Consider the following 25,338-nt stretch of genomic DNA (forward strand, 5'->3'; position numbering starts at 1 on the left):
TACACGATGGAAACTGACCACCTCATCCTCCGCGAAAACGTACTGCGGACCGTCACCGTGCCAGAGAGCGAGGCTAACCTCAAGTATCTGGAGGGGTTGGCAGCGTCTCAGGCGGCGGCGGCCGGCGCTTCGGCTACCGCTGCTGGTGCGGCCAAGACGGCGGCGGAGGCGGCTCGGGATGCGGCGAATGACAGCAAGGTCAATGCAGCGCAGAGCAGGAGCGATGCCGTTGCTAGCGCAAGTCAGGCAGTGGCGGCACGACAAGCAGCGGAAGCCGCGCGGGATACGGCCTCTACCGCGTCCGCTGCGGCGACCAGTCAGGCTGGCATTGCGACGGCCCAGGCGGCTATCGCCACCACTCAGGCTGGGGATGCTGCCGCTTCAGCCACGGCTGCGGCAGGCAGCGCGTCAGCGGCAACCGCGTCAACCTCAGCCATCGCCAACGGCACTGCCACTGATGGGGGCACGCTGACGGGTAGCGAGACGCTACCGATGAGCCGCGGAGCCGGACTGCTGCAGACGACTCTCAGCAAGATCGCCTCCTTTGTCTACGCTACGCTCGGCCTTACCAAGACAGTCGCCACTATGGTTGATCTGCAGGCCCTTGACGCGGCAATCTGGACGCAGGTCAAGACGCAGGGCTACCGTACAGCCGGCGATGGTGGGCATGGCACTTACAGGAAGCTCAGCGGCGCCCAGACAGCAGACGGTGGCGCGATCATCGCCGGGGCAAATGGCAGCTATTTCGGGCTGGAATACGTGGGTAAGGTGCATGCGCTCCAATACGGCGCATACGGTGACAACTCGCACGACGATCAGCCTGCACTGCAGGCGCTACAAGCATTCTGCAAGCCGAGGCGCCTATGGATGGACCTGTCAGGGAACTTCGTCTATCGCCTCAATAGCACTTGGGCGCTGACTCGCCCATGCTTGCTTGAGATGGGCAACTCCATCCTGCGATCAAACCTTTCCAGTGGCTACGCTGTAACCTACGGTGGCGGCTCCGGGCAGGACTATACGCACCGAACGATCATCCGAGGCTTTCGGCTCTGGGGGCCGCAGGTAACGAACAGCGGCACATACAGCTACTGGCCAGATATCACGGCCGGCACAGTAAGCCAGGCTGACGGCATCCAACTGGATGGCACTGCGCAGCAGGTTGATGACGCTCTTATTGATGGCTTCGAGGTTCAGGGGTTCCGGGACAACGTCACCCTTTCGGGGGCCAACCTGTACCTCATGCATTTCCGCAATGTGAAGTGGGGCGCAGCATGGCGGAGGGGGCTCGCATTCGCACTGACGAGCAATGCCGGCGAGAAAATTTCGATTACCGGTGGCTCAATTTTCAATAACATCAACAATCAATTCAGCTCAGTCGCTGTATATGACCCGGGGAATACCGGTATCGATCTGTATTTGCACGACGTCAGTATCGACTATAACGACATCGACTTTGTTCTGAAGACGACGAAGGTGTATGCATTCGGCTGCCACCAAGAAGGCAACACAGCCAACGCCAATGTGCAGATGACCTATGTATCCGGCTTCTCATGGCCGGAATTTCACATGTATGGAGGCTATCTCGGGACAGGCCCGGGGGCATCTCCGTTCGGAAACACGGAGTCAGCCTCCGGGAAAACTGCGTGGATCAATATCGCCACAGGTGCAGGCGGGCACTACCGCGTAACAATGGACGGCGTTGCGCTGCAAATGAAGGGGAGTTCCGCTCTTATCAATCCGGTCGATGGTGTGGCTGGGAATGAATCGTTGCGCGGACTGGCTATGACCTTCTCCAACGCTGTGCCGCCCGCGATTAACTATGGCACGTCACAGGTTTGCAACGGGCGATTCCAGCAGTTGGGCGGCAACCTGAACGCATTCACGCTCGCACCAGACGCCAACGGCGCGTACACGTACGACTCGTCAGTGACCGTAGGCAATTCGCGGTCAATGAAGTTCGTGTCGGCTGTCGCGTCCACGTCGAAGGCCACGCAGGATTTACCATACAAGGGTGGCGACTCGATCCTGATCCGCTCGCGCATTCGGATCGACACGATTACGGCGGGCAGTACCCGCTGCGTGCTCTATTTCTATGCGGCGGATGGAACAACTCTCATCAGCTCAATCATCGTGGTGAACAGCGTAAGCGGCACGCAGGCCGCGCTCACTGCGGTCACCTCTGGCTTTGCTACGCTGGGCGGTGTCTACCTTGCGCCCGCAGGCACGGGGCGAGTCGTCTTCTCATGGGAGCAGACGGGAATGGTTGGCACCTGCTGGCTCGCTGGCGTCGACTCATGGAAGGTTTGAGTCTCTAACGAAAAACAACGGCTTAGGATCGACACCCCTCATACGTGGGGTGTCGTTATGCCGGCGGCCATCATCTAATCCCATGCTGGAAAAATTGCGGGCGCATCAAGCGCCTGCACAACTTGTGGAGTCGATGGTGGGGCGTATGGCGGCAGGGTATAGGCCAGATATAGACGGATTGAGGGCGTTGGCCATTATCCCCGTCATCCTGTTTCACTTCAGGGCGGATAAGTATTTCCCAGGCGGGTTCGTTGGGGTCGATATATTTTTCGTGATATCCGGCTACTTGATAACCAAGATACTGCATGAGGAAATATCCCGCGGAAAATACAGTGTCACTGGATTTTACGCCAGACGAGCGCGCCGCATTCTGCCTGCGCTATTTGTAGTCCTGGCAGCCACTCTTGCCGCAGCAATGCTGATGGGTTTCCCGTCTGATGTGGCGCGCATCGCCCGCACCACCGTCGCTGCAGTGATGTCAGTATCGAATGTAGCGTTCTACATGTCGAGCGGCTATTTTGATTCGAAAGCGGCAGCGAGCCCTCTATTGCACACGTGGTCGCTCTCGGTCGAAGAGCAGTTCTATGTGGCTTTTCCGCTATTGATGTACGCTCTTCGCAAGAGAACGCACCGGAGCAGGGTGGCGGTGATCAGTGGCGTAGCGCTCGCCAGTTTCGCGTGGGCGGTGTGGCTGGTGGATGTCGATGCATCTGCCGCCTTCTACTTGGTTCCATCGCGCGCGTGGGAGCTAATGCTTGGCTCGCTGCTAGCGGTCGGCGCAATACCCATCATTCGCAGCAGGTGGGTTGTCGAGTTGCTTGGGGTGCTAGGCCTGGCGCTCATCGCGGCCAGCATCCTTCTGATCAGCCAAAAGACGCCGTTCCCAGGGTTGGCAGCGGTGCCCCCGTGCTTGGGTGCTGCACTACTCATCTATGCAGGCTCCGCGTTCCGCACCCGCGCGACTGCAATCCTTGAATCGCCCATCTTTCGCTTTGTTGGGTTGATTTCGTATTCCCTGTACTTGTGGCACTGGCCAATCTGGGTCTTCTTCTGCGACGCGTTCCGGATACCGACCATTAAGCAGCGCATCGCGCTTTTGGTGCTGTGTGGTGTTGTGGCGTGGCTGTCCTACCTGCTCATTGAGAAGCCGTTCCGTCGCTCGGCGCAAGGCGGAGGTAACCGCCGTCCACTGACCTTTGCGGCCATTGGGGCAGCGAGCATGTGTGCGATCGCGATTTCTGCGGCGCTGGTTAGTGCGGCAAGAACGACCTTGCCGCACAGTGTCGAAGCCACGCTTGCGTACCTGGATTACGATGCGACGAAATCGATGCGCCGCGGGGAGTGCTTCATTGATGACGATGCAAAGAGACCCGTTGACTTAGCGGCAGGCGATTGCCTGAAGGTTTCGCCCGACAAGGAAAATGTGCTGCTTCTCGGCGATAGTCATGCGGCGCACTTGTGGGGCGGTTTTTCAGCGTCTCGGCCCGATGTGAACTTTATGCAGGCGACGGTGCCTGCGTGTAAGCCAATCCTAAGTGCCTCGTCCTCCCATCATTGCAATGAGGTGATGCGCTACGTGTTTGAGAAGTTCTTGCCGGCACAGCGGGTCGACGTCATCCTGCTTTCTGCGCGTTGGGGTGATCAGGACGCCGCCGGCATCTTGGAGTCGGTCAACCGGCTCCGTCAATACAGCGACCGAGTTGTGGTCATCGGGCCGACAGCCGAGTACGACCAGGTTTTCCCGCGGCTTCTGGCGCGCAGCATTCGCTCTGGAGACTCTGGATTGGTGGCGCGACATCTGCGGCCTGAGCAGGAAAAAATGGATGCCAAATTTGCGGTGCTACCGTTGCCGAGCGGAGTGCAGTATGTCTCGGCTTACCAGGCTCTCTGTGAGGGTGGGTGTGTGGCCTGGGCAGAGAATGGGGTGCCACTGCTGTTTGACGATAACCATCTGACGGAGGCTGGCGCGCGCCTCCTCGGCGATCGGGTTCTGGGATTTATTACGCCTCGTATGCAAGTGCGAACGCACGACAGCCCAGCCGATCCAGCCAGTTAAGGCCACTGAAGATCAAGTAAAAAAAGCCACCTCCGGTGGCTTTTTTATTTCGGCGATATGCGAACCAGCTTCGTTTTCAGGGGCCACGGCTTTGATGCGAGGATCCAGATGCAAGCCAGAGGCCCAAGCAGAGGGATAAGCGCCAGATAAGCATATCCAGAGCCAAAGCGTGCCTCACGGAAGATCGCCCGGAAGGGAAAGAACCACAGAGCCTCGAAGACGAGGAAGCCAAATAGGTAGACCGCCATCACCGCACCCGATATTTGTGATGTGACCCATGCGCAACTCTTTTGTGCTGTGCATGCGGCCTACATCAGATTGTAGTTTTTGTTACTTCTGGCATTTTACCCGCAACGCAGCAGCAGAATCAGGATGCAGAGAATTCGGGCGAAGGCGGTCAGTTTGATGGGTCCTCAGTGGTGCGGCCGGTCCAAGTGTCAGCCGCTTGAGGACGATTGTCCGGACTCCAGGCGCTGGACTCCCTCTTGTGGGTCCTTCGTGCGATCTGATCACGCGTCTACGCGCCGAAACCGATCCACTCTAGGTCTTCCCACCGCCGGCAGTACTTCCTTGCTCCTGGCGCGTTCACGATGCGAGGGCGGTCAGCGACATGGTCGACTTCCCAGACTACCCGGTACTCACACTCAGCATGGAAATCAGAATGCTTGATGAAATAGGCGTCTTCGGTCAGCATCGTTGAGAACGCTTGCTGCACTGCACCTTGATCTAGCTTGCTGGGATCGCTTGTCTCTTCATTGCACCCAAAGTCGATGTGCCCTAGATCGGACTCAATTGCACGATAACCTTGATAGCTGCAAGGACCTTGGACAGTGCGCCGGAAGCCAGGCAGGACGTTCGCCACCTCGCGAGCAAATGCTACTGGATCAGTTATTACGATGCCAGAATCCGCCCCAAACTTGTTCCGTGTCGAAACTGATGGATTCACGCTGCCGCAAAGCGCATACGCGCTTTCACCAAAGCCAGCGTCCATCAGGACCGTTTGTCCGCCACCACGATCGGTCCGGTGAACCAAGGTCACAGCCCCCTCTGCCCCGTCAAATCGGGTTTCATCAGGGTGACTCGCGAAATGCAGGAAGCTGCCGAGTAGCAATTCTCCTGTCTCGAAGAATTTATCGACGTACTGCTTCTGCAGGAATCGATATACGCGCGGCGTCCTTACGCCAAAGCGCGGCTCAATTGATACCAGTGGCATTTCGTCTCCTAGTGAGGGGTGCCAACTCTATCAGAGCAAGCGCTGCACGACTCGAATTGCTCCCCACCCCCTAGCATCTCCACCAACCCCCAAGCCGGTTCCCGTGCTGCCCGGATAGGCAGACTGGCTAAGGGATTGAACCTCGCAGCCAACGCGATACGTGGAGTGGAGTGGAATGCAAATCGACCTGAACGACCCTGAGGCACTACTGAAGGCATTCGCTGACGCCGAGAGCGGCAAGGACATCGCACCGGAAAGTGCGGCGGCCGACACCGGTGCGGCAGAAGCGGAGGCAGCAAAAGCAGCCCAGGAAGCAGCCGAAGTGGCAGCAGCTGCAGAGGCGGCCAAGGCAAAGGAAACGAGCCAAGGCGCGGCAGGCGATTCGACGCAGGACGACGAGAGCAAAGCGGAAGGTGTGCTTGCCCGTGATGGCAAGAACGTCATTCCGTATTCGGTGCTACGAGGCGAGCGAGAGCGCGCGGCACGGGCCGAGCAATTGGCCAAGGATGCCGAGGCGCAGATCGCAGACCTCAAGGCGCAGCTAGCAGCCGGAAACCAAGGGGCGACACCTGGTGAGTCCGCCCGCACCACTGGCGCAGCAACCGAAGCCGAGGCTCTGTCCGACGAGGAACTGGAGGCGATCCGAGAGGATTTCCCCACCATGTACAAGGCACTGAAGGCGCAACAAGCGACCCTCGCTGCCTTGCAAACGAAGCTGCAGCCTGTAGAGCAGGAGCGCGAGCAGCGCGTGCGCACCGAGGCAGAAGAGCGGGAGATTGCTATCCGCGACGCCATCGACGCAACGCCCAAGCTGGCGCACATCCAGGCCAACGATCCGAAGCTCTTCGCCGCCGCCCAGCGTTTCGACACTGTGCTTCGACAAGACCCGGATTGGGCCGGCAAGACGCTGGCTGAACGCTTCGCCCACGTGGTGACCCTCATCGAGACGACGCACGGCGCAATCGAAATCCCAGGCGCGAAACAGTCCCCACCACAAAAGACGCCGGAAGAACTGAAGAAGGAAGCGGAGGCAGCGGCCAAGACGTCGGCCAAGCCCAGCGTGCCGACTTCGCTTTCGGACTTCCCGGCCGGTTCGCCGCCCGCCGCCAGCGAGCAGGATGCACTCGAGAAGATGACTCATGCCCAAATCGCTGACAAGTTCGCGCGGATGACACCGGACCAAATGGAAGCCTATCTCAACAGCATTCAGTGAGGATTTGAGCTATGTCCACTGTTATCCCGTTTGGTAGCCCGCTCGCCCGAAAGATGTATTCGGTCGGCCTGTTCTCCAAGGTTCAGCACGAACCCGGCTTTATGAATCTGCTCTCCGGCGAGATGCCGAAGGAAGGCGGGTTCGCAGCCAAAGCCAAGGGCCAAACCAGCCCTGACTACCCGGTCGTCAAGTGCGGCGACCTCAGCAAGGGCGCTGGCGACTCTGTCTCCATCGACCTGTTCAACCAGCTCAGCGGCAAGCCGGTGATGGGCGACAAGCGCGTCGAAGGTCGGATGATGAATCTGACCTACTCGAGCATGGACGTGAAAATCGACCAGCTCCGCGGCGGCGCCGACTCGGGCGGCCGCATGACCCAGAAGCGCACCACCCACAACCTGCGCGGCATCGCCATGGCGAGCCTGCACAACTGGGGCGCGCGCGTCGAAGACCAGACCACTCTGGTGCACCTGGCCGGCGCTCGCGGCGACCAGATCACCAGCGACTGGGTTGTGCCGCTGCAGTCCGATGCGGACTTCGCCGAGATCATGGTCAACGCGATCAAGGCGCCGACCAAGAACCGCTACTACGCCGCCGGCGATGCCACTGGCCCGACTGACCTCGGCACCAACGACGCGCTGACCTTCCAGGACATCGAGCGCATCATCGCCCAATTGCGCGAATCGACCGTACGCCTGCAGTCGGTCAAGGTGAAGGGCGACGACCGCGCCTGGAACGATCCGCTGTGGGTCATGTTCGTGAGCGAGCGTGTGTGGCTGTATCTGAAGTCGCGCACCAGCCAGACGGTGTGGCGTCAGGCCGTGCAGAACGCCTTCGAGCGCAAGAAGGCAGGCGTCAACCATCCGCTGTTCGACTCGTACGAGACGATCATGTGGGATGGCCTGCTGATCAAGCGCATGAACCGCTACGCCATCCGCTTCAACACCGGCTCGAATGTGGTGGTGGATACCGGCGGCACCGACGGCAAGACGTACACGGAATCGACCGTGACGGCTGCAACGGACATCGACCGCTCGATCATCGTGGGCGCCCAGGCGCTGGCGAAGGCCTACGGCAAGACCGACTCCGACTACTTCTATGACTGGTCGGAAGAGAAGGTTGACCACGGCAACTCGATCGAGATCGTGAGCGCGGCCATGGGTGGTACGGCCAAGATCCGCTTCAAGGTCGACGGCGCCGACACCGACCACGGCGTGGCGGTGGTCGACTCGTACGCCCCGGACATCGCCTCGGCAGCCGGTCGCACTCTGCTGGCCTCGTAATGACACAGGGGCGGGCCCAGCGCTCGCCCCAACCGGAGAATCTACATGGCAACTATCAACGCTCCTACGCTTCAAGACGTGCAGTATTCCGGCGCCGCGCCGCTGGCGGCTGTCCATGGTGCGGCCGTCCTGGCTGCCGCTCAGATCGCCGACAAGGTCCGTCTGGCTCAACTGCCGGCCGGCGCCAAGGTTGATGACCTGCGCATGATCAATGCGGCGCTCGGTGCCAGCACGACCGTGTCGGTTGGCTACGAGTACGTCGACGGCTCGGCCGCCGATGCTGCCGCGTTCCTCGCAGCTACCTCGACCGTAGCGGCCGCTTCGACCAACATGGCTGTCAAGCCGGTGAAACTGACCAAGGACGCTTACCTGACAGCGACCGTTGGCGGCGGTGCAGCCTCCGGTGCGCTGGACGTCGTGGCGTTCTACGAGCCGCGCGGCGTCTAAGCCCTGCGGCGCGGCTGCTTCGGCGGCTGCCTAGCGTTCACGGGGCGGCGAGGTGTCGCCCCGTTTTTCATCCACCCTAGGAGTTTTCATGACGGCGATCGTGTTGATTGCGCTGATGTATGTCGGCAAAAAGCCGTGGACGTTCGACAACGTGGCTGGCTCCGGCAAAGCCTGGGACGGCCCAGGCGACGTCCAAGAGGTGACCGTGAACCAGGCGCGCCGCCTGCTGCAGCATCCTGACCAGTGGGCATTGGCCAATCAGGAAGATGCCGCCTTGGTGTCTGGTGAGGTTACCGTTCAGGTTACAGAGCCCAGTGGCAAGACCGTGGAGGTACCCGCCACAGTCCTGAAAAAGCCTTTCGAGAAGATGAGCAAGCCGGAACTGGCCGCCTACGCGAAGACCGAGCTGAAGCTGGATCTTCTCCCGGCGCTGTCCAAGGCCGCCATGATCAACGCGATCGAGGAAGCGCTCAAGGGCCCCGAGCCGATGACGGAAGGCGAGGTCGCCTAAGCCATGGCCACCGTTCAGGAAGTCATCGACCGCGGACGCGAGCCGCTGAACGATGCGGACAAGGTCCGGTATCCCGATTCCACGCTGCTCAACTACCTGAACGACGGCCTGGCCGAGATCTACACGATTCGGCCGGACCTGCGCTTTGGCAGCTACGGCACGCCGGTGGCACGCGTCGCGCTAACCGACACCTTCCCGCTGTCCTTCGCGCATGAGGTGGCCATCAAGCACTACATGGTCTACCGGTCCGAACTGACCGACGACGAGAACGTCAATACGAACCGCGCGGACAAGACCTACCAGCTGTTCACCAAGGCAGTGGCCACGACATGAGCACGACCAAGTACACCGACCTGTTCAACGAGGTGCTGCCGGAACTGCCGGGCGTCGGCCAGGATCTGGCGGCGAACGCGATCCGCAACACCATCATCGAGTTCTGCCACGGCTCTTGGGCGTGGCGGTACTTCATGGACCCGATGCCGGTGCTCGCCAACCTGAACACCTACGAGCTAGACCCGCCGCCGGGCGCGGAGGTGGTGCAGGCGCTGGTCGTCAAGGTGGACGGCAAGGAATTGCCGCCCTCAAACGAGACGGACGTCACGGCACGGTACCCGCGTTGGCAGACCGAGGCCGGCACGCCGAAGTGCTACCTGACCGATGACCCGAGCCAGATCATCCTGGCGCCGGTGCCGGACACGAAGATCCCGGGCGGCCTGGTGGTGACCGTGGCGCTACAGCCCACGCGCACGTCGACCACGTTTCCTACCTGGATCTGGTCGCGGTATTTCGACGGGCTCGCCGCTGGCGCCAAGGCACGGCTGATGGCCATGCCCGGCAAGCCGTGGACGAGCCCGCAACTGTTCCAGCTCTACCGCGGCCAGTTTGAGGCAGCCATGGCTGGCGCCAAGGTGGAATCCCTCAAGAGCCTGTCGCGCGGCGCGCTGCGCACCACGTCCTACCACTGAGCCCATGTCGACGCTCTCCATTTCCCAATTCAGCGGGATCTTCCCGCGCGTCCCGGCCGCACTGCTGCCGCAGACTGCCGCCACCGTCGCGGAGAACTGCGACTTCGGGTATGGCGAGCTGCGTGGCATGAAGGGCGGGGCGCTACTCACGGCCGTGTCCAATGCGGTCAAGAGTCTGTACACGCAGGATGGCGTGTCGTTCTACACCTGGGATATGGACGTCGATGCCGTGCGCGCGCCGATGGCGAAAGACCTGTATTCCCGGGTCTACTACACCACGCCCACCGATTTCCTGGTGACGAACAGCCTCGGCACTCGGCCGGATGGCGGCCCGCCGGGCTCGAGCTATCGCGTCGGCGTGCCCAAGCCGGTTGCCGCGCCGACGTTCTCCGTGTCGGGCTCGCCGGTGGCGCTGTCCGATCTGACGATCTCGGCGAAATTCCACTGGGAGTACTCCGGCGTCAAGTACCAGGAGCAGGACATCAGTCCGACGGTGGTGACGGATAAGGTGAAATGGAACTTCACCCCGCCGACTAAGCTGTCCGACTCGGCTGGCGTTGGCGATGAGTCCTTCATTGCCAAGGGCTATGCGCTTGTTCCGGAGCCGGTAGAAGGGGAGTGGTGGTACCTGCCAGACGGCACGCGCGTGATCGCCACGTCGACAAGCACGCTGCGGAAGGTCGCAGACAATTCCCTCATCGAGGGCGCCGTGATGGTCAAGGATGATGCGGGACGTGTGCATGAGGTCAGCACGCTCTATTCCCTGACGCGGTACTCCTATCTCAACGATGGCGGCCCGTCGTCGCCCAGCACGCTGACGCCGGACCAGGCCTTTCCGGTGATCCGGTTGATTGGCACAAGCATCAGCACCGGTGCCAAGGCGTTCGATATCTACACCAGCAACTCGGCGTTCTCTACGTCGGGCGACTGGAGCGCGTCGCTCACGCGCGACGATGGCGCTACCAGCTACACGCTGGTGCTCGCGTCGACGCAGGCCGCTGCGCAGACCGAGACGCGCGCCTACGTCTACACCTACGTCAACACCTACGGGGAAGAGGGGCCGCCGAGCGCGGCCGGCACGCTCAACCTGGTGAACGGGATGGCGGTCGACGTGTCGCTGACGCTGGACAACTTCGGCGGCGCGGCCTACGCGCCGATCAAGGAAATCCGGGTCTACCGGACTATGTACGGCAGCAGCGTGGCGGACTATTTCTATGCCGGCTCGTTCCTGGTGCTCGGGCAGCCGCCGGGCGCCTATGTCTTCCATGATGACGTGGCCGTCGCCGCGCTCAATGAGGTGCTGGCGTCGGACGAGTACTACCCGCCGGACCCTGCGCTTGTCGGGCTGATGAGCCTGAAGAACGGGATTCTGTGCGCGTGGAAGGGCAACGAGGTGCACTTCTCCGAGGCGTACAAGCCGTGGGCCTGGCCACCGGCCTACGTGAAGACCTTCCAGCACAACGTAGTCGGCGGCGTGCCGTATGGTTCCGGCGTGCTGCTGACCACGACGACCGAGCCCGTGATTCTCTCCGGCGTGACACCGGGCGGCATGACCGAGAGCGGCATCAACGTGGCACAGGCTGGCGTGTCGAAGCACTCAATCGCCATCGTGGACGGGTTCGCGGCCTTCGCCAGCCCGGACGGGATCGTGGTGGTTGCCGGCGGGCAGGCTTCACTGTCCCTGTCGCAGCGCTTCTTCACCCGCGACGTCTGGCGTGCGCGATACGGTGCGCACCTTGGCGCGATGCGGTTCTCCGTCTGGGACGGGCGCCTGGTGGTCTACGCCGACGACAACAGCTTTCCGGCCTTCATGATCCTGCTGGACGAGTCGGCGGGCAACATGACGGACCTGCCGGCCTTTCAGGCGACATGTTCCTTTGCGAGCGATTTCGCCGACGGTGTCTATTACGGGCTTGGCTCAGCGCTGTACCGCTTCAATGCGGGCACGGCGCTGTCGACGGTCTGGGAATCCCGCGAGATGGTCCTGCCGGCGCCGCTCAACTTCGGCTATGGCAAGGCGCTGTGCAGCGGCACCTGGTCGATCGAGTTCCGCGCGTACAACGACAAGACGGGGCAATGGGTGCTGCGCCATACCAAGGCGCTGACCGGGCCGTCTGACTTCCGCCTGCCGCCCGGCTACAAGAGCCAGCGCTACCGCATTCGCATCGCCGGTACCGGCATCTTCAGCGATCTGCGCATCGGCGAGACGGCGATCTCGCTCAAGGAGGTGTGAGCATGGCCGGTCCGCGCGTCCCATCCATCCCGCTCAACGCCCTCGACAACATCCAGGACCGCAACGTCTATGCGGTGCTGCGCGCGCTCACGGACATGATGAACGTGCGCAACGGGCAGACGGGCGATAGCGATTCGGCCTTCGTCACCCGGGCCGAACTGGGCAACCTGCGCGCCGGTGGCATCCTGGTCGGCGTGCCGGGTGCGCAGCAGTCGCAGGGCGTCACACCGCAGATCATCCGGCCGGCGGACATTGCCCGGGTGATCAACGACCTGCAGGCGCTGGTGATCGAATCGCCGTTGTTCAAGGCGCTCGGCGAGCGGATCAACAAGGTCGACGCGCCAGGGACCGGCGTCATTGCCCAGTTGGATGAAGAGCGCACCGTCCGGTCGACAGCCGTGTCGGCGCTGGTCGATGATGTGACCACGCTGACCGCGGCGGTCAACGCCAACACAGTCGCGCTCGAGACCGAGGCGACCGTGCGCGCCGACGCCGACGGCAACATCATGGGGAAGTACAGCGTCAAGATTGACGCGAACGGCTATGTGACCGGCTTCGGCCTGATCAGCACGGCTAACAATTCCACGCCATTCTCCGAGTTCATGGTTCGGGCGGACCGGTTCTCGATCGCCTCGCCATCCGGGCCCGGCATTACGCCGAAAGTGCCGTTCATCGTGCTGACCACGCCGACGACGGTCAACGGGTACTACGTGCCAGCCGGCGTCTATATGGACTCGGCCATGATGAAGGTGGCCAGCGTCGGTGAGGCACATATCGACTTTGCGGCCATTCGGGAGGCGCATCTTCAGTACGGCATCATTGACACGTTGCACGTCAAAGCCGCGGCAATCAAGTATGCCAACATCGGCGACGCCGAGGTCGACACCCTGAAGATCCGCGGCAATGCGGTGGTGGTGCCGTCCGCCGCCACCGGCACCGGCGACGTGACGCTGACCTTCTACAGCACCGGTCAGCCGGTCTTCGTGACCTATTCGGCGGTGTGCCTTCCGTTCGGCGATCCCGGCGGCGATGCGGTTTCGTTCGCCACCACCTGCCAGTTTGATGGCTCGACAGTAGCGTCCTTCGGCAAGGCCGACTACGGGCAGTTCCCATACAGCTTCACGACACTCGTCTACCCCGGCGCGGGCTGGCACACCGCGCGCATGCTTTGCGGCCCGACAGGGCCTATCACCATCACTGCGCTTGAGGCGAAACGATGACCGATCCTGTAGAGACTCCAGCGCCGGAGCCAACCCCTTTCATGTTCTCCGTGGCAGACGCGACCGGCCGCGTGATCCGCACCGGCATTGTGCCGTTTGAAGAGTGGATCGCGCGCCAGGCGCTGGCCGGCGAAACGGCGGTGTCCGGCACGCTGGACCCGGCGACCCAGTATGTGGCGGACGGCGCTGCGGCGAATCGGCCGACGAACCCGGCAACGATCAGCGGGCATGCGCTCGCCAGCCTGCCGGTACCGTGCACGATCCACATCGACAGCGATGCATACCCTTGCAGTGAGGTGACGGCTGAACTGTCGTTTCCCTACGCCGGCACGTTCGCGGTGCGCGTTGAAGCCTGGCCGTATCTGGATGCTGCCTTCGAGGTGACCGCATGAAGATCATCCACCAGGGCAACCCGCGCGCCAAGCGCAAGGCCGAATACCCCGATATCGGCGACCAGCTCGACGCGATCTGGAAGGCGTTCGCCGCGATGGACCCGGCGGACGTGCCAGAGCCGGCGCGCGCCATGCTCGAGCAAGTCCGCGCGGTCAAGGTCAAGTACCCCGTGCGGCCCGCTGGGTAAGCCTCGAATTGGCTGGCGGCGCATAGGATCAGGTATCACCCCCTCCCTGAATCCCACTTCCATGCGCAATTTCGTAAAGGTGGCCGATAGCGTCGATGTGCTTCCGCTGCTGCTGGCAGTCGCACAACGGCGCCACCTGTGGAACGCCAACCCTATCCGCACCACGCACCCGGGCACCGCGCACGCCGAGGTGGACGACATCCTGCTGCGCTTCAATGTGGTCCCGGACAACGACCCGGCGAAAGTCATTGACGACACCGAGTGCATCAATTTCCCCGCGCTGGCCGAGTTGCCCGAGGCGCGCGCGCTGATCTTCGGTCTGATGGCCAAGGTGCAGGGCGAGCGGCTTGGACGTTGCATGATCACCCGGCTGAAGCCAGGCGGCCGGATACTTCCGCACGCCGATGCCGGCGCTCCGGCCACCTACTACGAGCGCTTCCACGTCGTACTGCTGGGAGAGCCCGGCTGCATCTTTCGCGCTGGCGACGAGCAGGTGAATATGCGCACGGGCGAGGTCTACTGGTTCGACAACACACAGGTGCATGAGGTCTTCAACAACAGCGCCGAGGACCGCGTGCACATGGTCATCGATATCAGGACGGGCAAATGATCACCTACCAGGTAGAGGCCTGGCCTGACATCGTCAATGAAATCCGGCCGCTATGGCGAGAGCATTGGGAAGAAGTCGGCACGGATCGCGATCGCATCCCGCTCGATGTGGATGAGGCCGCCTACCTGCACCTGCACCGGATCGGCGAACTGCAGGTGCTCACCGTGCGGCGCGACGGCGCCATCGTGGGCTACCACATTGCCATCGTCCGCCCGCATATACGGTACCGCACGACGCTGGTCGCAATCACGGACGTCTACTACGTGCGCCCGGATGCCCGTAAGGGCATGGTCGGCGTCAACCTGTTCCGGCAGGCCGAGAAGCATCTATCCGCGCGCGGCGCAAAGAAGCTCTTCACTGGCACGAAAAAGAGCCTCGACATGGGCCCAATCCTGATCAGGCTCGGCTACCGCGAGGCGGAATCGCTTTATACGAAATTCATCGGAGTCTGACATGGGGCGTCTGAAACGCGAGCGCGGTTCCCTCTCGATCATGGATGCCGCGCGCTTCTGCTTTGTGGCCGTCGGCGCCGCCGTCGCCGGTGCGGCTGTGTCGACGGTGGGCGGGGCGATTCTGGCCGATGACAGCGGCAGCGGCGCCAGCGCGACCGCCTCGGATGCGACCGCCACCCAGGCAGCAATCGCCAAGGATCAGTGGAATCGATACAAGACGGTCTATGCGCCGCTCGAAGATTCCATGGTTAGCGCAGCGCAGAACTATGACACGCCGGCCCAGTATGAGCGCGCGGCGGGCGAGGCATCTGGCGCCGTGTCGCAAGCCTTCAGCAATGCGCGCGATAGGCTGACGCGCACGCCAGGGATGGATACGAGCTCTAACGCATACACCGCGGGCCTCGCCGACCTGGACCGGCAGCAAGCCGCCTCCGATGCCGTCGCGCAGAACACCGCACGCAAGAACGTGCAAGACACCGCGTGGGCGCGCAAGTCGGACATGCTCAGTCTCGGCAAGGGGCTGCCGGCACAGGCGAGCACAGGGCTGGCTGCCGTGGCCGGTCAGAGCGCGAATCAGGCAAATGCCGCCTACACGCGCGGCGCCAATGAGGCGGCAGGGCTCGGCGCGCTGGGCAGCGACATCACGAGGGGGCTGACCTCTGCATGGAACGGCGCCAACTCTCCCGGCCTTGGGTCTGGCCAAACGTTTTCCAACGTGGGCACGGGCTCGACGTTCAGCACCGGCGGCAGCACGGCATTCGGCACGGCGCCGACCAACGGCGGCTACTCGAACGGCGGTATTCCGACCGTCAGCACACCGAACTACGGCTTCGGCCTATAAGGGGATCACATGTCGCAACTCGGACTCGGCCTTGCCGCATATGGCGGCTACCAGGCGCGCGACCGCGAAGTCAAGGCGCAGGACTACCAGGACCGTCAACGCGAGTACGGCACGGCGCAGATGGATGCCAATCAGCCGGGACTGGCCGATGCCGCCGCGGCGCGCACGGCCGCTAACCAACTGAGTGCCGCGCAGAGCAATGCCGAGCTTGGCCTTGTCCCGCAGCGTGCGGAGATTGCATCGTCGCAGCTTGGCCTTCAGAAGGAATTGCTCCCGCGCCAGCGGGAAACCGCTCGCAAGCAGGTCGACATGCAGGGCATGCAGGCCGACCAGGACTTCGCCCAGTTCCCGCAGAAACTGCGCATGCAGCTGACCGAGGGCGCCATCCAGAACGCCGACGCGCAGCGCATGGCACTGGCCAAGCTGGTCGACGTGCTCGACAGCGGGTCCAAAGGGCAGGTCGTGCAGTATGCCAACGGCATCCGCTCGGCCGGGATCTTCGGCGACCTGACAGGCCCGGAAATCTCCGACGTGCGCATGCTCAAGGGCGACGACGGCAAGGAACGCATTGCACTGATCGATTCGTCCGGCAAGCCTGCTGTCGCGCTGTCCGCGACCGACATGGACAACCTGCGTGCGATCGGCCGCAAGTACGACTTCAAGACCGTGGGTAAGAGCCTCGTTCGCACCGACAGCCGCGGCAATGTCACGCCGGTCTATACCTCGCCGGAAGCCATGGCAGAGAAGAACGGCCACAAGCCGGCAGAGGTGGCCACCATGGATTGGATGGTGCAGAACGGCGTCGCCAAGGATGCCAACGAGGCATGGAACAAGCTGCGGACGGCGCGCGAGAAGGGCAAGGCCGGGTTCATTGCCGACATGATGAAGGGCTCGATCATGCCGGGCATGGGCGCGGACGAGCTGCGCAAGCAGGAAGGCGTTTTCGGCGATATGTTCGACCGCCTCAACGGCAGCGGCCGGCCGTCAGCCTCGAATTCCAACCCCGTCAATACACTCGACCCAAAGGTGGCAGAACTCTTTAAATAGGCGAGTAAATCCCTCATGGCGCTCCAGGACTTCGGCAGTCTCTCTCTTACGAACACACCGGCTGGAGCGCAAGACAAGGCGCCGGGTTCCCCGCGCCGCAGTGGCGGCACCACGCCAATTGATGCGGCCACCGTCAGTCGGATCATTGCGGAAGAGGGCGCCGACGCGATCAAGCCCATTGTGATGGGCATCTACGGGCAGGAGACCAACAGCGGAACCAACGCGCGCACCAGCACGGACGGCGCGATCGGGCCGATGCAGGTCATTCCCGATACGTTCAACCGCCTCAAGCGCGGCAATGAGCGTGTCGATAGTCCGGAGGACAACTTCCGGGTGGGCGTGCGCTACCTGAAGACCATGGCCGACCGGTTCGGTCCAGACGCGGGCCGTCTGGCCGCTGGCTATTTCTCCGGCGAAGGTAACGTCAACACCAGCGGCGACACCCCCTATAAGGAAGATCGCAAGGACAGCAACGGCAAATACGTGTCGTCCTACGTGAAGGACGTGCTTGCCCGTGTTGGCAATGCCGTCGTACCGGACGCGAAGGCCGCCCAGCCCGCGCAGGACATCAGCAAGGCACCGAAGTACCGCGACTTCATCGCGAAGCCGCAGTGGGCTGGGCTTGATGACAGCCAGAAGGATCAGGCGCGCAACGCCTACTTCGATCGCTACGTCGCCCCGCACCTGCCCGCCGCCGAGCGAGACGGCCAGCGCGCCGCTTTCCTGCAGCGAGCATCGGAGATCGAGGGACCGAACGCCAAGGTGGAGCAGCCCGGCCTGATGAGCCGCATCGGCTCTGGCCTGGCGGACGCTGGCCGCGCGGTGTTGGGCGCCATGGGGCAGGGCGAAGCGGGCGCCGAGGGCGCGGCGATCGATCCGGCCGCGCTATCCGCGCCGTCGGCCACCACCGCGCCGGCTGGAAAACTCGGCGTCATGGGGCAACCCGGCGCCGCGCCCGCCGACAAGTCGTACACCTCGCGCGCACCAGTTACCCCGGAATTCCGCGATCAGGTCAACCGCGCCTATGACGCTGCCACGCCGGCCGAGCGCCAGCGCATGGCCCAGACCGATGGCGTAGTCGGGCAACTGGTGCGCGAGCGCACCGGGCAGTTCAACGATGCCCCGCAGGTGCCGACTGCCGGAAAGTTCGACACCCGGGCCGAGGCGCGCGCCGGGCGGCTGGCCGCTGAAGGCGCCGATCACCAGACCGCCGATGCCTTTGCGCGCACCGGCGCCGAGCGCGGCGTCACCCCGGGCGCAGAGCTGGGCACGATGGGCGCCAGCAACTTCGACTTCGCTGCGCAGGAGGCTTTCAACAAGGGCCCGCTGTCGCACCCGTTGATCCGCGCCGCGGTGAAGGGCTACGAAGGGTACAAGGTCGGATCGCTGGGCCTGGCGCAGGCACTGTTCGATGCCACCGGCAACCAAGAATTTGCCGATATCGCCAGCCAAGGCATTGCCGACTCGCAGCGCCGCACGGCGGCGATCGGGGAGAAGGGTGACGGCCTGCAGCGCAACTTCGAGGGCGCTGTGTCCTCGATCGCCCAGCAACTGCCGGCGCTGCTGGCTGGCGTGGCCACCGGTACGGAGGTGGTGCCGCTCGCCGCTATGTTCACCCAGACCTTTGGGCAGGAATACGGGCAGGGCCGGGCGCAGGGTCTGGACGGCGGCCAAGCCGCCACCCGCGCGGGCATCTTCGGTGCCTTCGAAGTGATCGGCGAGAAGTTCGGGCTCGGCAATACCCTGCAGGCCATGAAGCTGGCCGCCAAGGGCGCAGGCACGCAGGACATTGCGAGCGTGCTGGCCAAGGGCATCCTGAAGGAAATCCCGGGCGAGCAGCTGACCACGCTTGGCCAGTTCCTCACGGACAAGGTCCCGGGCATCGGCGCGAATCTGGAAGCAGGCCTGGCCCAGTACCTGCAGCAGGCGGGCGACACCCTCGCGCAGACCGTCATGCAGGGCGGCCTGATGATGGGCGGCACGACCGGCGTATCGGCTGGCGTGCGCCACCTGCAGGGCGCGCAGAGCCAGTCGTCGCAAGCGCTGGCCGCAGACCAGGCGCGCGAGCAGGCACTGAACAAGGCGGCCAACTTCTGGCAGGCACCGCAACGCCCGGCACACGCGAGCACTCAAGCCGCCGAGCAGGTGGTACGCGAGATGGCCGCCGAAGCCGGCATGGACCCGACCGAGCTACTGCCCGCACAGCGCACCGTGCCGGCCGCGCCCGCCGCACCAGTGCCAGCGCAAGCCGCCGCCCCGGTGCCGCCCGCGGCCGCTCCCGCCGCTGACGTGCCGCAAGCAGAGCCGCCCGTGCAGGCAGCCGCCCAGCCGGCGCCCGCTGTGCCCGCCACCTATGACCCCCAGCAGGTTCTGGACTTCGCCCAGACGCGCTATGCCCGCCTCGCGGCAAAGCGTGACGGCGAAGCGCTGGTGCAGGCGGGACCGGACGGCAAGCCGGTGGATGGTGAAATCGCCGGCCAGGCGCTCACCCCGGACGAGCAGCAGGAAATGACCGTGCTCGAGCAAAGCCGCGGTGACGTGGCCGCGCTCGCCCGCTTCTATGGATTCGATGAGGACGCTGCCGATGGAAATCCTGCTCCCGACCAATCCAATGATGTCAACGGACGAGGCCCTACGCCGGATGCAGCTGTGGCAGGTGATGAGGCCGCTGGAAGTGCCGGAGCTTTACCGGCTGGTGCAGACGGCGGAAGTGCCGGAGTGCCCACGGCTCCAGCATCTGGCGGTAATGCTGTACCTGGTTCAGACGGCAACACCGACGGCCAGCCAGCACTAACGCCGACGGATTCTACGGCTGCGCCGCCAGCGTTGGCGGACATGACGGACGAGCAGCTGCGCGAGCGCGCCGCATACATCCGCGATCAGGCCCGCGCCAATGGGGGCTGGAACAAGATGGCCACCGCCGAGCGGGACCGTGTTGACGCTGAGATCCAGCGCCGCACCGCGGACCAGACTGCTGCTCAGGTAGAGGCTGCCGCGCATGAGGCTGCGACCTCACCAGTCAATGACCGGCCAGAGCCGACCGACGCGCAGAAGGCTGCCGGCAACTACAAGATGGGCCACGCCACCGTGCACGGCCTGGACATCACCATCGAGAACCCGCGCGGCTCGACCCGCAGCGGCAAGGATGCCGACGGCAAGCCGTGGTCGGTGGAGATGGCGAATCACTACGGGTACATCAAACGCACCGAGGGCGCCGACGGCGACCACGTCGACGTCTTCATCGGGCCGAAGCCCGAAAGCACCAAGGTTTTCGTGGTCGACCAGATCGACCCGCGCACCGGCCGCTACGATGAGCATAAGGTTCTTCTCGGATTCCCGTCGCTCGCCGCCGCGCGCGCTGGCTACCTCGCCAACTATGAGCAGGGCTGGAAGGGCGCAGGCGCCATCACGGCCATGTCGATGGACGAATTCAAAGCCTGGCTGAAGGATGGAGACACCACCAAGCCGCTGAATCCCAAGGTGGGCAAGCCGAAGACGGAGAAGCAGGCAAAGGCGGCGCGCGAGCAGGCTAGGCGCGAGGCCAAAGCGCCAGCCACCGAAGTGTCGAAAGAGCCGGCACCGGCAAAAATCGACACGCCTGCCGCACCTGTCGAAGCCGTAGACAAGAAGCCGGTCAAGCCCAAGAAGAAGACCGAGAAGCAACTCCGCGCCGAGCGCGCGCAGAAGCTGGTCGACTACTTCGCCCCCGGCAACATCGTGAAGGGCTACGGCGGGCTACTCGACGAAGTGCTGGCTTTTCACCCAGCCGCCGATGGCAATGGCTGGGGCGTTACGGTCCAAGAGGTTCGCAAGGTTGGCGACGAGTATGTCCGTGTCGGCAAGCCCCAGGATGCCCGCACGCATGCGACCATGCCGGACCAGCGCGCGCTGGATGCTGGCCCAGTTGCCCGCGTGCCGGATGGTGAAGCCACCTACACCGAATCGCGCGCGGACGGCAAGCCGTTCCCTAATGCGCCGCGTCGCGGCCCTGAGCCGGAAGCGGCCGAGGAAGCGACTGCCGAGCAATCGTCAGGCGAAGAACCGGGCGCCGAGCCTGGTCATGATGCTGAGCCGATTGAGCGCAACCGCGACGGCCGCGCCGAGCGCCGCGCACCGCTCGCGGGCGAGGACCGCTGGCCAGTAGTCGCGCCGATGGGATCGAGCAAGCAGGCAAAGGACACTGCAGCCGCGCAGAATCAGGTGGTCGCCTACATGAATGGCGACATCACCCGTTCTGACCTGATGCGCTACCTCGAGGAATCCAGCCTGCCGCAGGGCGTGATCTACTCCATCACCCAGCGCCTGGTGGACGACGGCCCCAGCATCGGGGAAGTGGACGCCATGCTCGAGCGGCGCGAGAAGGGCGAGCCGGCGCCCGGCGCGCGTGCCAAGCCGAAGACGGAGAAGCAGTTGCGTACTAAGCGCGCCGCCGCGCCGAAGAAGGCGCGCAAGTCCGATGTCGAAAGCACTGCCCACGGCATGCTGCACACCGCCAAGGAAGCGAAAGCGGCTGCGTTCAAGCGCGTGAAGGATCTGCGCCAAGCCATCAAGGATGCGCCGATCGGCGAGAAGTCGGCCCTGCGCCTGGACCTGATCAAGGCCGAGGACCGCTGGCACGAGTATCAGCGCATGGAGGCTTCGGCGAACAGCAAGATTGCTGAGGATGCCGCCGCGCAGGGGATGATGTTCTCCCGCACCCAAGCAGCCGGCCGCGTCACGGCTGAAGACCTTCGCGCCATGATCGACCCGATCGCGGCGCAGTGGGAGGCCGGTCCGAAGGGTGGGGTAGAGGTGGTGCAGTCCGTGGACGACCTGCCGCCACACTTGGCGAACTACCTGCGCTCCGCCGGTGAAGATGGCCGCGTCGAAGGCTTCTATCTGCCGAAGTCGGACAAGGTCTACCTGATCGCAGATAACCTGCCGAGCGCCGGGCGCGCCCAGGCCGTCGTGTTCCATGAGGTCTACGGCCACAAGGGCATGCGCGCGATCCTGCCGGCCGAGCAGTATGCCGAGATGATGGACCGGATCCGCCGCGCCAATCCGAAGATCGCGCGCGCGGCCGATGAGTGGTTTGAGCAGTACGGCGTCGACACGATCATGATGAACCGCGACGCTGGCCAGTCCAACGCAGAAGCCAAGCGCAACGCCGAGCTGCTGGCCGTCGAAGAGGCGCTGGCAGACATGGCCGCTACCGTGCCGGTGGCCGGGCCCGTGCGCAAGCTGCTCGCTGCGCTGCAGGCTGGTCTGCGCAAGATCGGCCTGCAAGCCGTTGCCGATTGGCTGGAGGGCAAGAGCGAGGCCGAGACGTTCCGACTGCTCGCCGATGCCCGTGCCGACGTCTTCGGTACCACGGTCAAGGGGAGCACGCATATCGGTCTGCCGACCGCAGCTGCGGCCTTCGCCCGCGACGAGAACGTCGATGCCCCTGGCATGCAGTTCTCGCGCTCGCGCGACGCCGCGCAGATGAACCTGTTCCGCATCCTTTCGCGCTCTGGTAAGGAAGGATCTGTCGACACGATCAGTGGGTGGGACAAGACTGTCGGCACCCAGTACAACAAGGCGCTCAAGGACGAGCACTTCGGCCGGGTGTTCGGCTACGCGCTCGCCATGCAGAACGAAGTTTCCATGGCATCGGTGCGACCCGCCGAACTGGCGCCAGCCCTTCTGCCCAAGGTTGACGCCTTCGGTACCGCGCTGCGTCAGCTTGTCCTTGGTCGCAAGCGCGACAAGGAAATGGTGGGCGCCACCAATGCGATCTTCGCCGGCACTACTGCAGGCTCGACCGTCGCCCAAGGGCAAGTGTGGACGCCCGAGGAACTGAAGGAGAAGTTCGGCCTGTCCGCCCGCGGCATCCGCCTGTACCAGCAGGCGCGCGCAGCGATCAATGCCTCGCTCGATGAGGTGGCGGCGGCAGAAGCCTACGCCATGGCCCAAGGCTTCGTGCCGAAGGGCATGCGGAACACAGTGATGCACAACCCGGCTGGCGCCCGCGCGGCGCTTCTGTCGGCCATTGACCAGCAGATCCGCATGCTGGAGCGCGCCACGAAGAAGAGTGCCGGGGCAAAGACCGAGGCAGAGCGCGCCGAGGCGATCGAGTCCGCCCTGAAGCCCTACACCGAGACCCGCCAGAAGATCGAGGAAATCTTCGACCGCGCCGACGACCTGAAGAAGGCAGGCTATGCGCCGCTAATGCGCTTCGGGAAATACACCGTCTACGCCAACGAGGTCGGGCCGAACGGTGAGGTGCTTCGCGACGAGGACGACCAGCCCAAGACGCTGTACTTTGGCATCTTCGAGACCGAGGCCGAGGCTATCCGCGCCGCCGACAAGCTGCGCGCTAAGTACGCAGACCGCGGCGACGTGCGTGTGACGCGCGGCAAGAAGGACCAGAAGGGGCATGAGCTGTTCACCGGGATCTCGCCGGAGACCGTCGCGCTGTTCGGCGATGTGATCGGCAAGGATGAGGCGACCCAGAAGTTCTACCAGCAGGCGCTGTCCGAGCGCTCGGCCCTGAAGCGCCGGCTTGGCCGCCGGGCGATCGAGGGATACAGCACCGATCTGCCGCGCGTCCTGGCCAATTTCATCACGTCGAACGGCCGCTTCGCCGCCCAGCGCTATTACATGCGCGACCTGAACAACGCCATCCGGGCTGTGCCGAGGGCAAAGGGCGACGTGAAGGATGAGGCGATCGCGCTGCGCAATTATCTGGCGGATGCTAACGACGGCGGCGCCGGCGCAAGCTCCATCATGTTCGCCTACTTCCTCGGTGGCTCGGTGGCGTCGGCGGTGGTCAACCTGTCGCAGCCGTTCATGATGACGGGCCCGTACCTGGCGCAGTGGGGCGCCGGCCGCACGGCCGCCGCGATGGCGAAGGCCATGCCCTACGCCCTTGGCAAGAAGCAGATCGCCGACCAGGGTCTGCGCGAGGCGATGAAGCGTGCCAACCAAGAAGGCATCGTGGAGGCGCAGGAAATCTTCCACCTGTACTCGCAGGGCGCCCAAGGCGTGTCTGCCGCGATCGCGCGCCGGCTCGCCAGCATCCCGAAGGTGGGTGCAAAGCTGGGCGAGAGCACCGAGAGCATGCGGGCGCGGATGGAAGGCTTTATGACCCTGTGGGGCATGATGTTCGCTGCGGCCGAGTCGTTCAACCGAAAGTTGACCTTCGTGGCGGCATGGGAACTGGCCAAGGCCACCGACCAGGCAGACCCCTACGAGTTCGCCGCGCGCGCTGTCAACGAGACTCAGGGCATCTTCAACAAGGTGAACCGCCCGAACTGGGCGCGCAGTACGCCGGGCCGCCTGCTCATGACCTTCAAGCAGTACAGCATCATGTATCTGGAGCTGCTGCGCCGCATGTGGCGCGCCGGACCGGAGGGCAAGAAAGCCGTGCTCATGATGATGGCCGTGCTGTTCCTGGCCTCCGGCGAAGAGGGGCTGCCGTTCGCGCAGGACGTGAACGACCTTGTCGACACCATCGGCCAGGCGCTCGGCTACGACACCAACCTCCTACGCGACAAGCGGAAGTGGGCACACCAGATCCTCGGCAGGACGGCGGGCGACTTCGCGCTCTACGGCATCTCGTCCATGATGCCTCTGGATTTCGCCGGCCGCGTCGGGCTGGGTAACCTGATCCCGGGCACTGGCCTGCTGAAGCCCGCCGAGGCGAAGGACCGCACGCGGGAGGTCACCGACGTGATCGGACCTGCGGGCGCGCTGGTATCCGCCGGCATGGACTCGTACGACGCGTGGACCGCCAAGCAGCCGGGCCGTGCCGTCATGGCGGTGATGCCCAAGGCAGTTGGCAACGCCGCGGCCGGTCTGGAAATGGCCATGACCGACAAGGCCGTCGACTACAAGGGCCGCAAGGTCACCGATGTTGGCCTCGGCGAAGCCGTCGTCAAGGGGCTCGGTTTCACGCCGACGAAGGTCGCGGAGGATACCCGCCGCCGGATGCCGGCAAAGCAGGACATCGCCCTGGTCAAGAAGGTGCAGGGCGACATCATGGACCTCTGGGTGCGCGGCCTGGCCGAGCGCGACAAGGGCATGCAGGACAAGGCTGCCGCGTGGCTCAAGGACTGGAACGAGAAGAATCCCGAGTCGCCGATCATCATCAGCAACAAGTCACTGATCAGTCAGGCGAAGCAGATGGCCACGCCGAGCGCTGACCGGATGCTGAAGGGTGCGCCGAAGGGGCTGCGCGGGCGAATGGCGACCGAACTCCGATCCTCTGTCGAGGAAGACTGACGCAAGCAGCATGGGGGTGGGCGGAAAGGGTCGGCGCTGGCTACCGGCTGGCCACTGTATCAACCGCCTGTGCCAGCCGGGCATGCGCGGGTATCGGGTGCTGCCCGACAGCCGCACCA

The 25,338-nt window shown here is 63.9% G+C and carries 18 protein-coding genes; 17 read left to right on the forward strand and 1 reads right to left on the reverse strand.

What is annotated here, in order from left to right; all coding sequences use genetic code 11:
* Positions 1-6 precede the first annotated feature (6 nt).
* Together KHO41_RS03105 and KHO41_RS03110 are read left to right on the forward strand one after the other, a co-directional pair.
* Positions 7-2,307 carry a hypothetical protein gene (locus KHO41_RS03105; protein WP_211951837.1) on the forward strand — a complete coding sequence of 767 codons (2,301 nt, stop codon included), beginning with the start codon at positions 7-9 and terminating at the stop codon, positions 2,305-2,307.
* 82 nt (positions 2,308-2,389) lie between these two features.
* Complete coding sequence (locus tag KHO41_RS03110) at positions 2,390-4,363, forward strand: acyltransferase family protein (protein ID WP_211951838.1); 1,974 nt, start codon at positions 2,390-2,392, stop codon at positions 4,361-4,363.
* A gap of 517 nt (positions 4,364-4,880) precedes the next feature.
* Here the strand turns inward: KHO41_RS03110 and KHO41_RS03115 are convergent.
* Positions 4,881-5,576, reverse strand: coding sequence for a hypothetical protein (locus KHO41_RS03115; protein ID WP_211951839.1), 696 nt, complete (start codon positions 5,574-5,576; stop codon positions 4,881-4,883).
* A gap of 175 nt (positions 5,577-5,751) precedes the next feature.
* On the opposite strand from KHO41_RS03115, the gene KHO41_RS03120 reads away from it, so the two are divergent.
* The 15 genes from KHO41_RS03120 to KHO41_RS03190 all read left to right on the forward strand — a co-directional run bounded on the left by KHO41_RS03120 (position 5,752) and on the right by KHO41_RS03190 (position 25,219).
* Positions 5,752-6,789, forward strand: coding sequence for a hypothetical protein (locus KHO41_RS03120; RefSeq protein WP_211951840.1), 1,038 nt, complete (start codon positions 5,752-5,754; stop codon positions 6,787-6,789).
* Between the two features lie 11 nt (positions 6,790-6,800).
* Positions 6,801-8,069 carry a N4-gp56 family major capsid protein gene (locus KHO41_RS03125; RefSeq protein ID WP_211951841.1) on the forward strand — a complete coding sequence of 423 codons (1,269 nt, stop codon included), beginning with the start codon at positions 6,801-6,803 and terminating at the stop codon, positions 8,067-8,069.
* 45 nt (positions 8,070-8,114) lie between these two features.
* Complete coding sequence (locus KHO41_RS03130) at positions 8,115-8,516, forward strand: hypothetical protein (RefSeq protein WP_211951842.1); 402 nt, start codon at positions 8,115-8,117, stop codon at positions 8,514-8,516.
* 88 nt (positions 8,517-8,604) lie between these two features.
* Positions 8,605-9,027: a hypothetical protein gene (locus tag KHO41_RS03135; protein ID WP_211951843.1), complete on the forward strand. Its 423-nt coding sequence runs from the start codon at positions 8,605-8,607 to the stop codon at positions 9,025-9,027.
* Positions 9,028-9,030: 3 nt separating this feature from the next.
* Positions 9,031-9,360: a DUF6682 family protein gene (locus KHO41_RS03140; RefSeq protein WP_211951844.1), complete on the forward strand. Its 330-nt coding sequence runs from the start codon at positions 9,031-9,033 to the stop codon at positions 9,358-9,360.
* On the forward strand, positions 9,357-9,992 hold the full coding sequence (locus tag KHO41_RS03145; protein WP_211951845.1) for a phage adaptor protein: 636 nt from the start codon (positions 9,357-9,359) through the stop codon (positions 9,990-9,992). Before KHO41_RS03140 ends, KHO41_RS03145 begins: the two co-directional genes overlap by 4 nt.
* Positions 9,993-9,996: 4 nt before the next feature.
* Complete coding sequence (locus KHO41_RS03150) at positions 9,997-12,225, forward strand: hypothetical protein (RefSeq protein WP_211951846.1); 2,229 nt, start codon at positions 9,997-9,999, stop codon at positions 12,223-12,225.
* 2 nt (positions 12,226-12,227) lie between these two features.
* Complete coding sequence (locus tag KHO41_RS03155; protein WP_211951847.1) at positions 12,228-13,445, forward strand: phage tail tip fiber protein; 1,218 nt, start codon at positions 12,228-12,230, stop codon at positions 13,443-13,445.
* Between the two features lie 41 nt (positions 13,446-13,486).
* Positions 13,487-13,837: a hypothetical protein gene (locus tag KHO41_RS03160; protein ID WP_211951848.1), complete on the forward strand. Its 351-nt coding sequence runs from the start codon at positions 13,487-13,489 to the stop codon at positions 13,835-13,837.
* Entirely contained in the window at positions 13,834-14,025 is a 192-nt protein-coding gene (locus KHO41_RS03165; protein WP_211951849.1) for a hypothetical protein, read from the forward strand. The genes KHO41_RS03160 and KHO41_RS03165 overlap by 4 nt, the downstream gene beginning before the upstream one ends.
* Before the next feature lie 61 nt (positions 14,026-14,086).
* Entirely contained in the window at positions 14,087-14,635 is a 549-nt protein-coding gene (locus tag KHO41_RS03170; protein WP_211951850.1) for an aspartyl/asparaginyl beta-hydroxylase domain-containing protein, read from the forward strand.
* Positions 14,632-15,087: a GNAT family N-acetyltransferase gene (locus tag KHO41_RS03175; protein WP_211951950.1), complete on the forward strand. Its 456-nt coding sequence runs from the start codon at positions 14,632-14,634 to the stop codon at positions 15,085-15,087. Before KHO41_RS03170 ends, KHO41_RS03175 begins: the two co-directional genes overlap by 4 nt.
* Before the next feature lies 1 nt (position 15,088).
* Positions 15,089-15,928 (forward strand): hypothetical protein, encoded by an 840-nt coding sequence (locus KHO41_RS03180; protein WP_211951851.1) that lies wholly within the window; start codon positions 15,089-15,091, stop codon positions 15,926-15,928.
* Positions 15,929-15,937: 9 nt separating this feature from the next.
* On the forward strand, positions 15,938-16,975 hold the full coding sequence (locus KHO41_RS03185) for a hypothetical protein (RefSeq protein WP_211951852.1): 1,038 nt from the start codon (positions 15,938-15,940) through the stop codon (positions 16,973-16,975).
* 15 nt (positions 16,976-16,990) lie between these two features.
* On the forward strand, positions 16,991-25,219 hold the full coding sequence (locus KHO41_RS03190) for a PLxRFG domain-containing protein (RefSeq protein WP_211951853.1): 8,229 nt from the start codon (positions 16,991-16,993) through the stop codon (positions 25,217-25,219).
* Positions 25,220-25,338 lie beyond the last annotated feature (119 nt).

Origin of the sequence: Cupriavidus numazuensis (genome assembly GCF_905397435.1) — a bacterium.
Taxonomy (GTDB): domain Bacteria; phylum Pseudomonadota; class Gammaproteobacteria; order Burkholderiales; family Burkholderiaceae; genus Cupriavidus; species Cupriavidus numazuensis.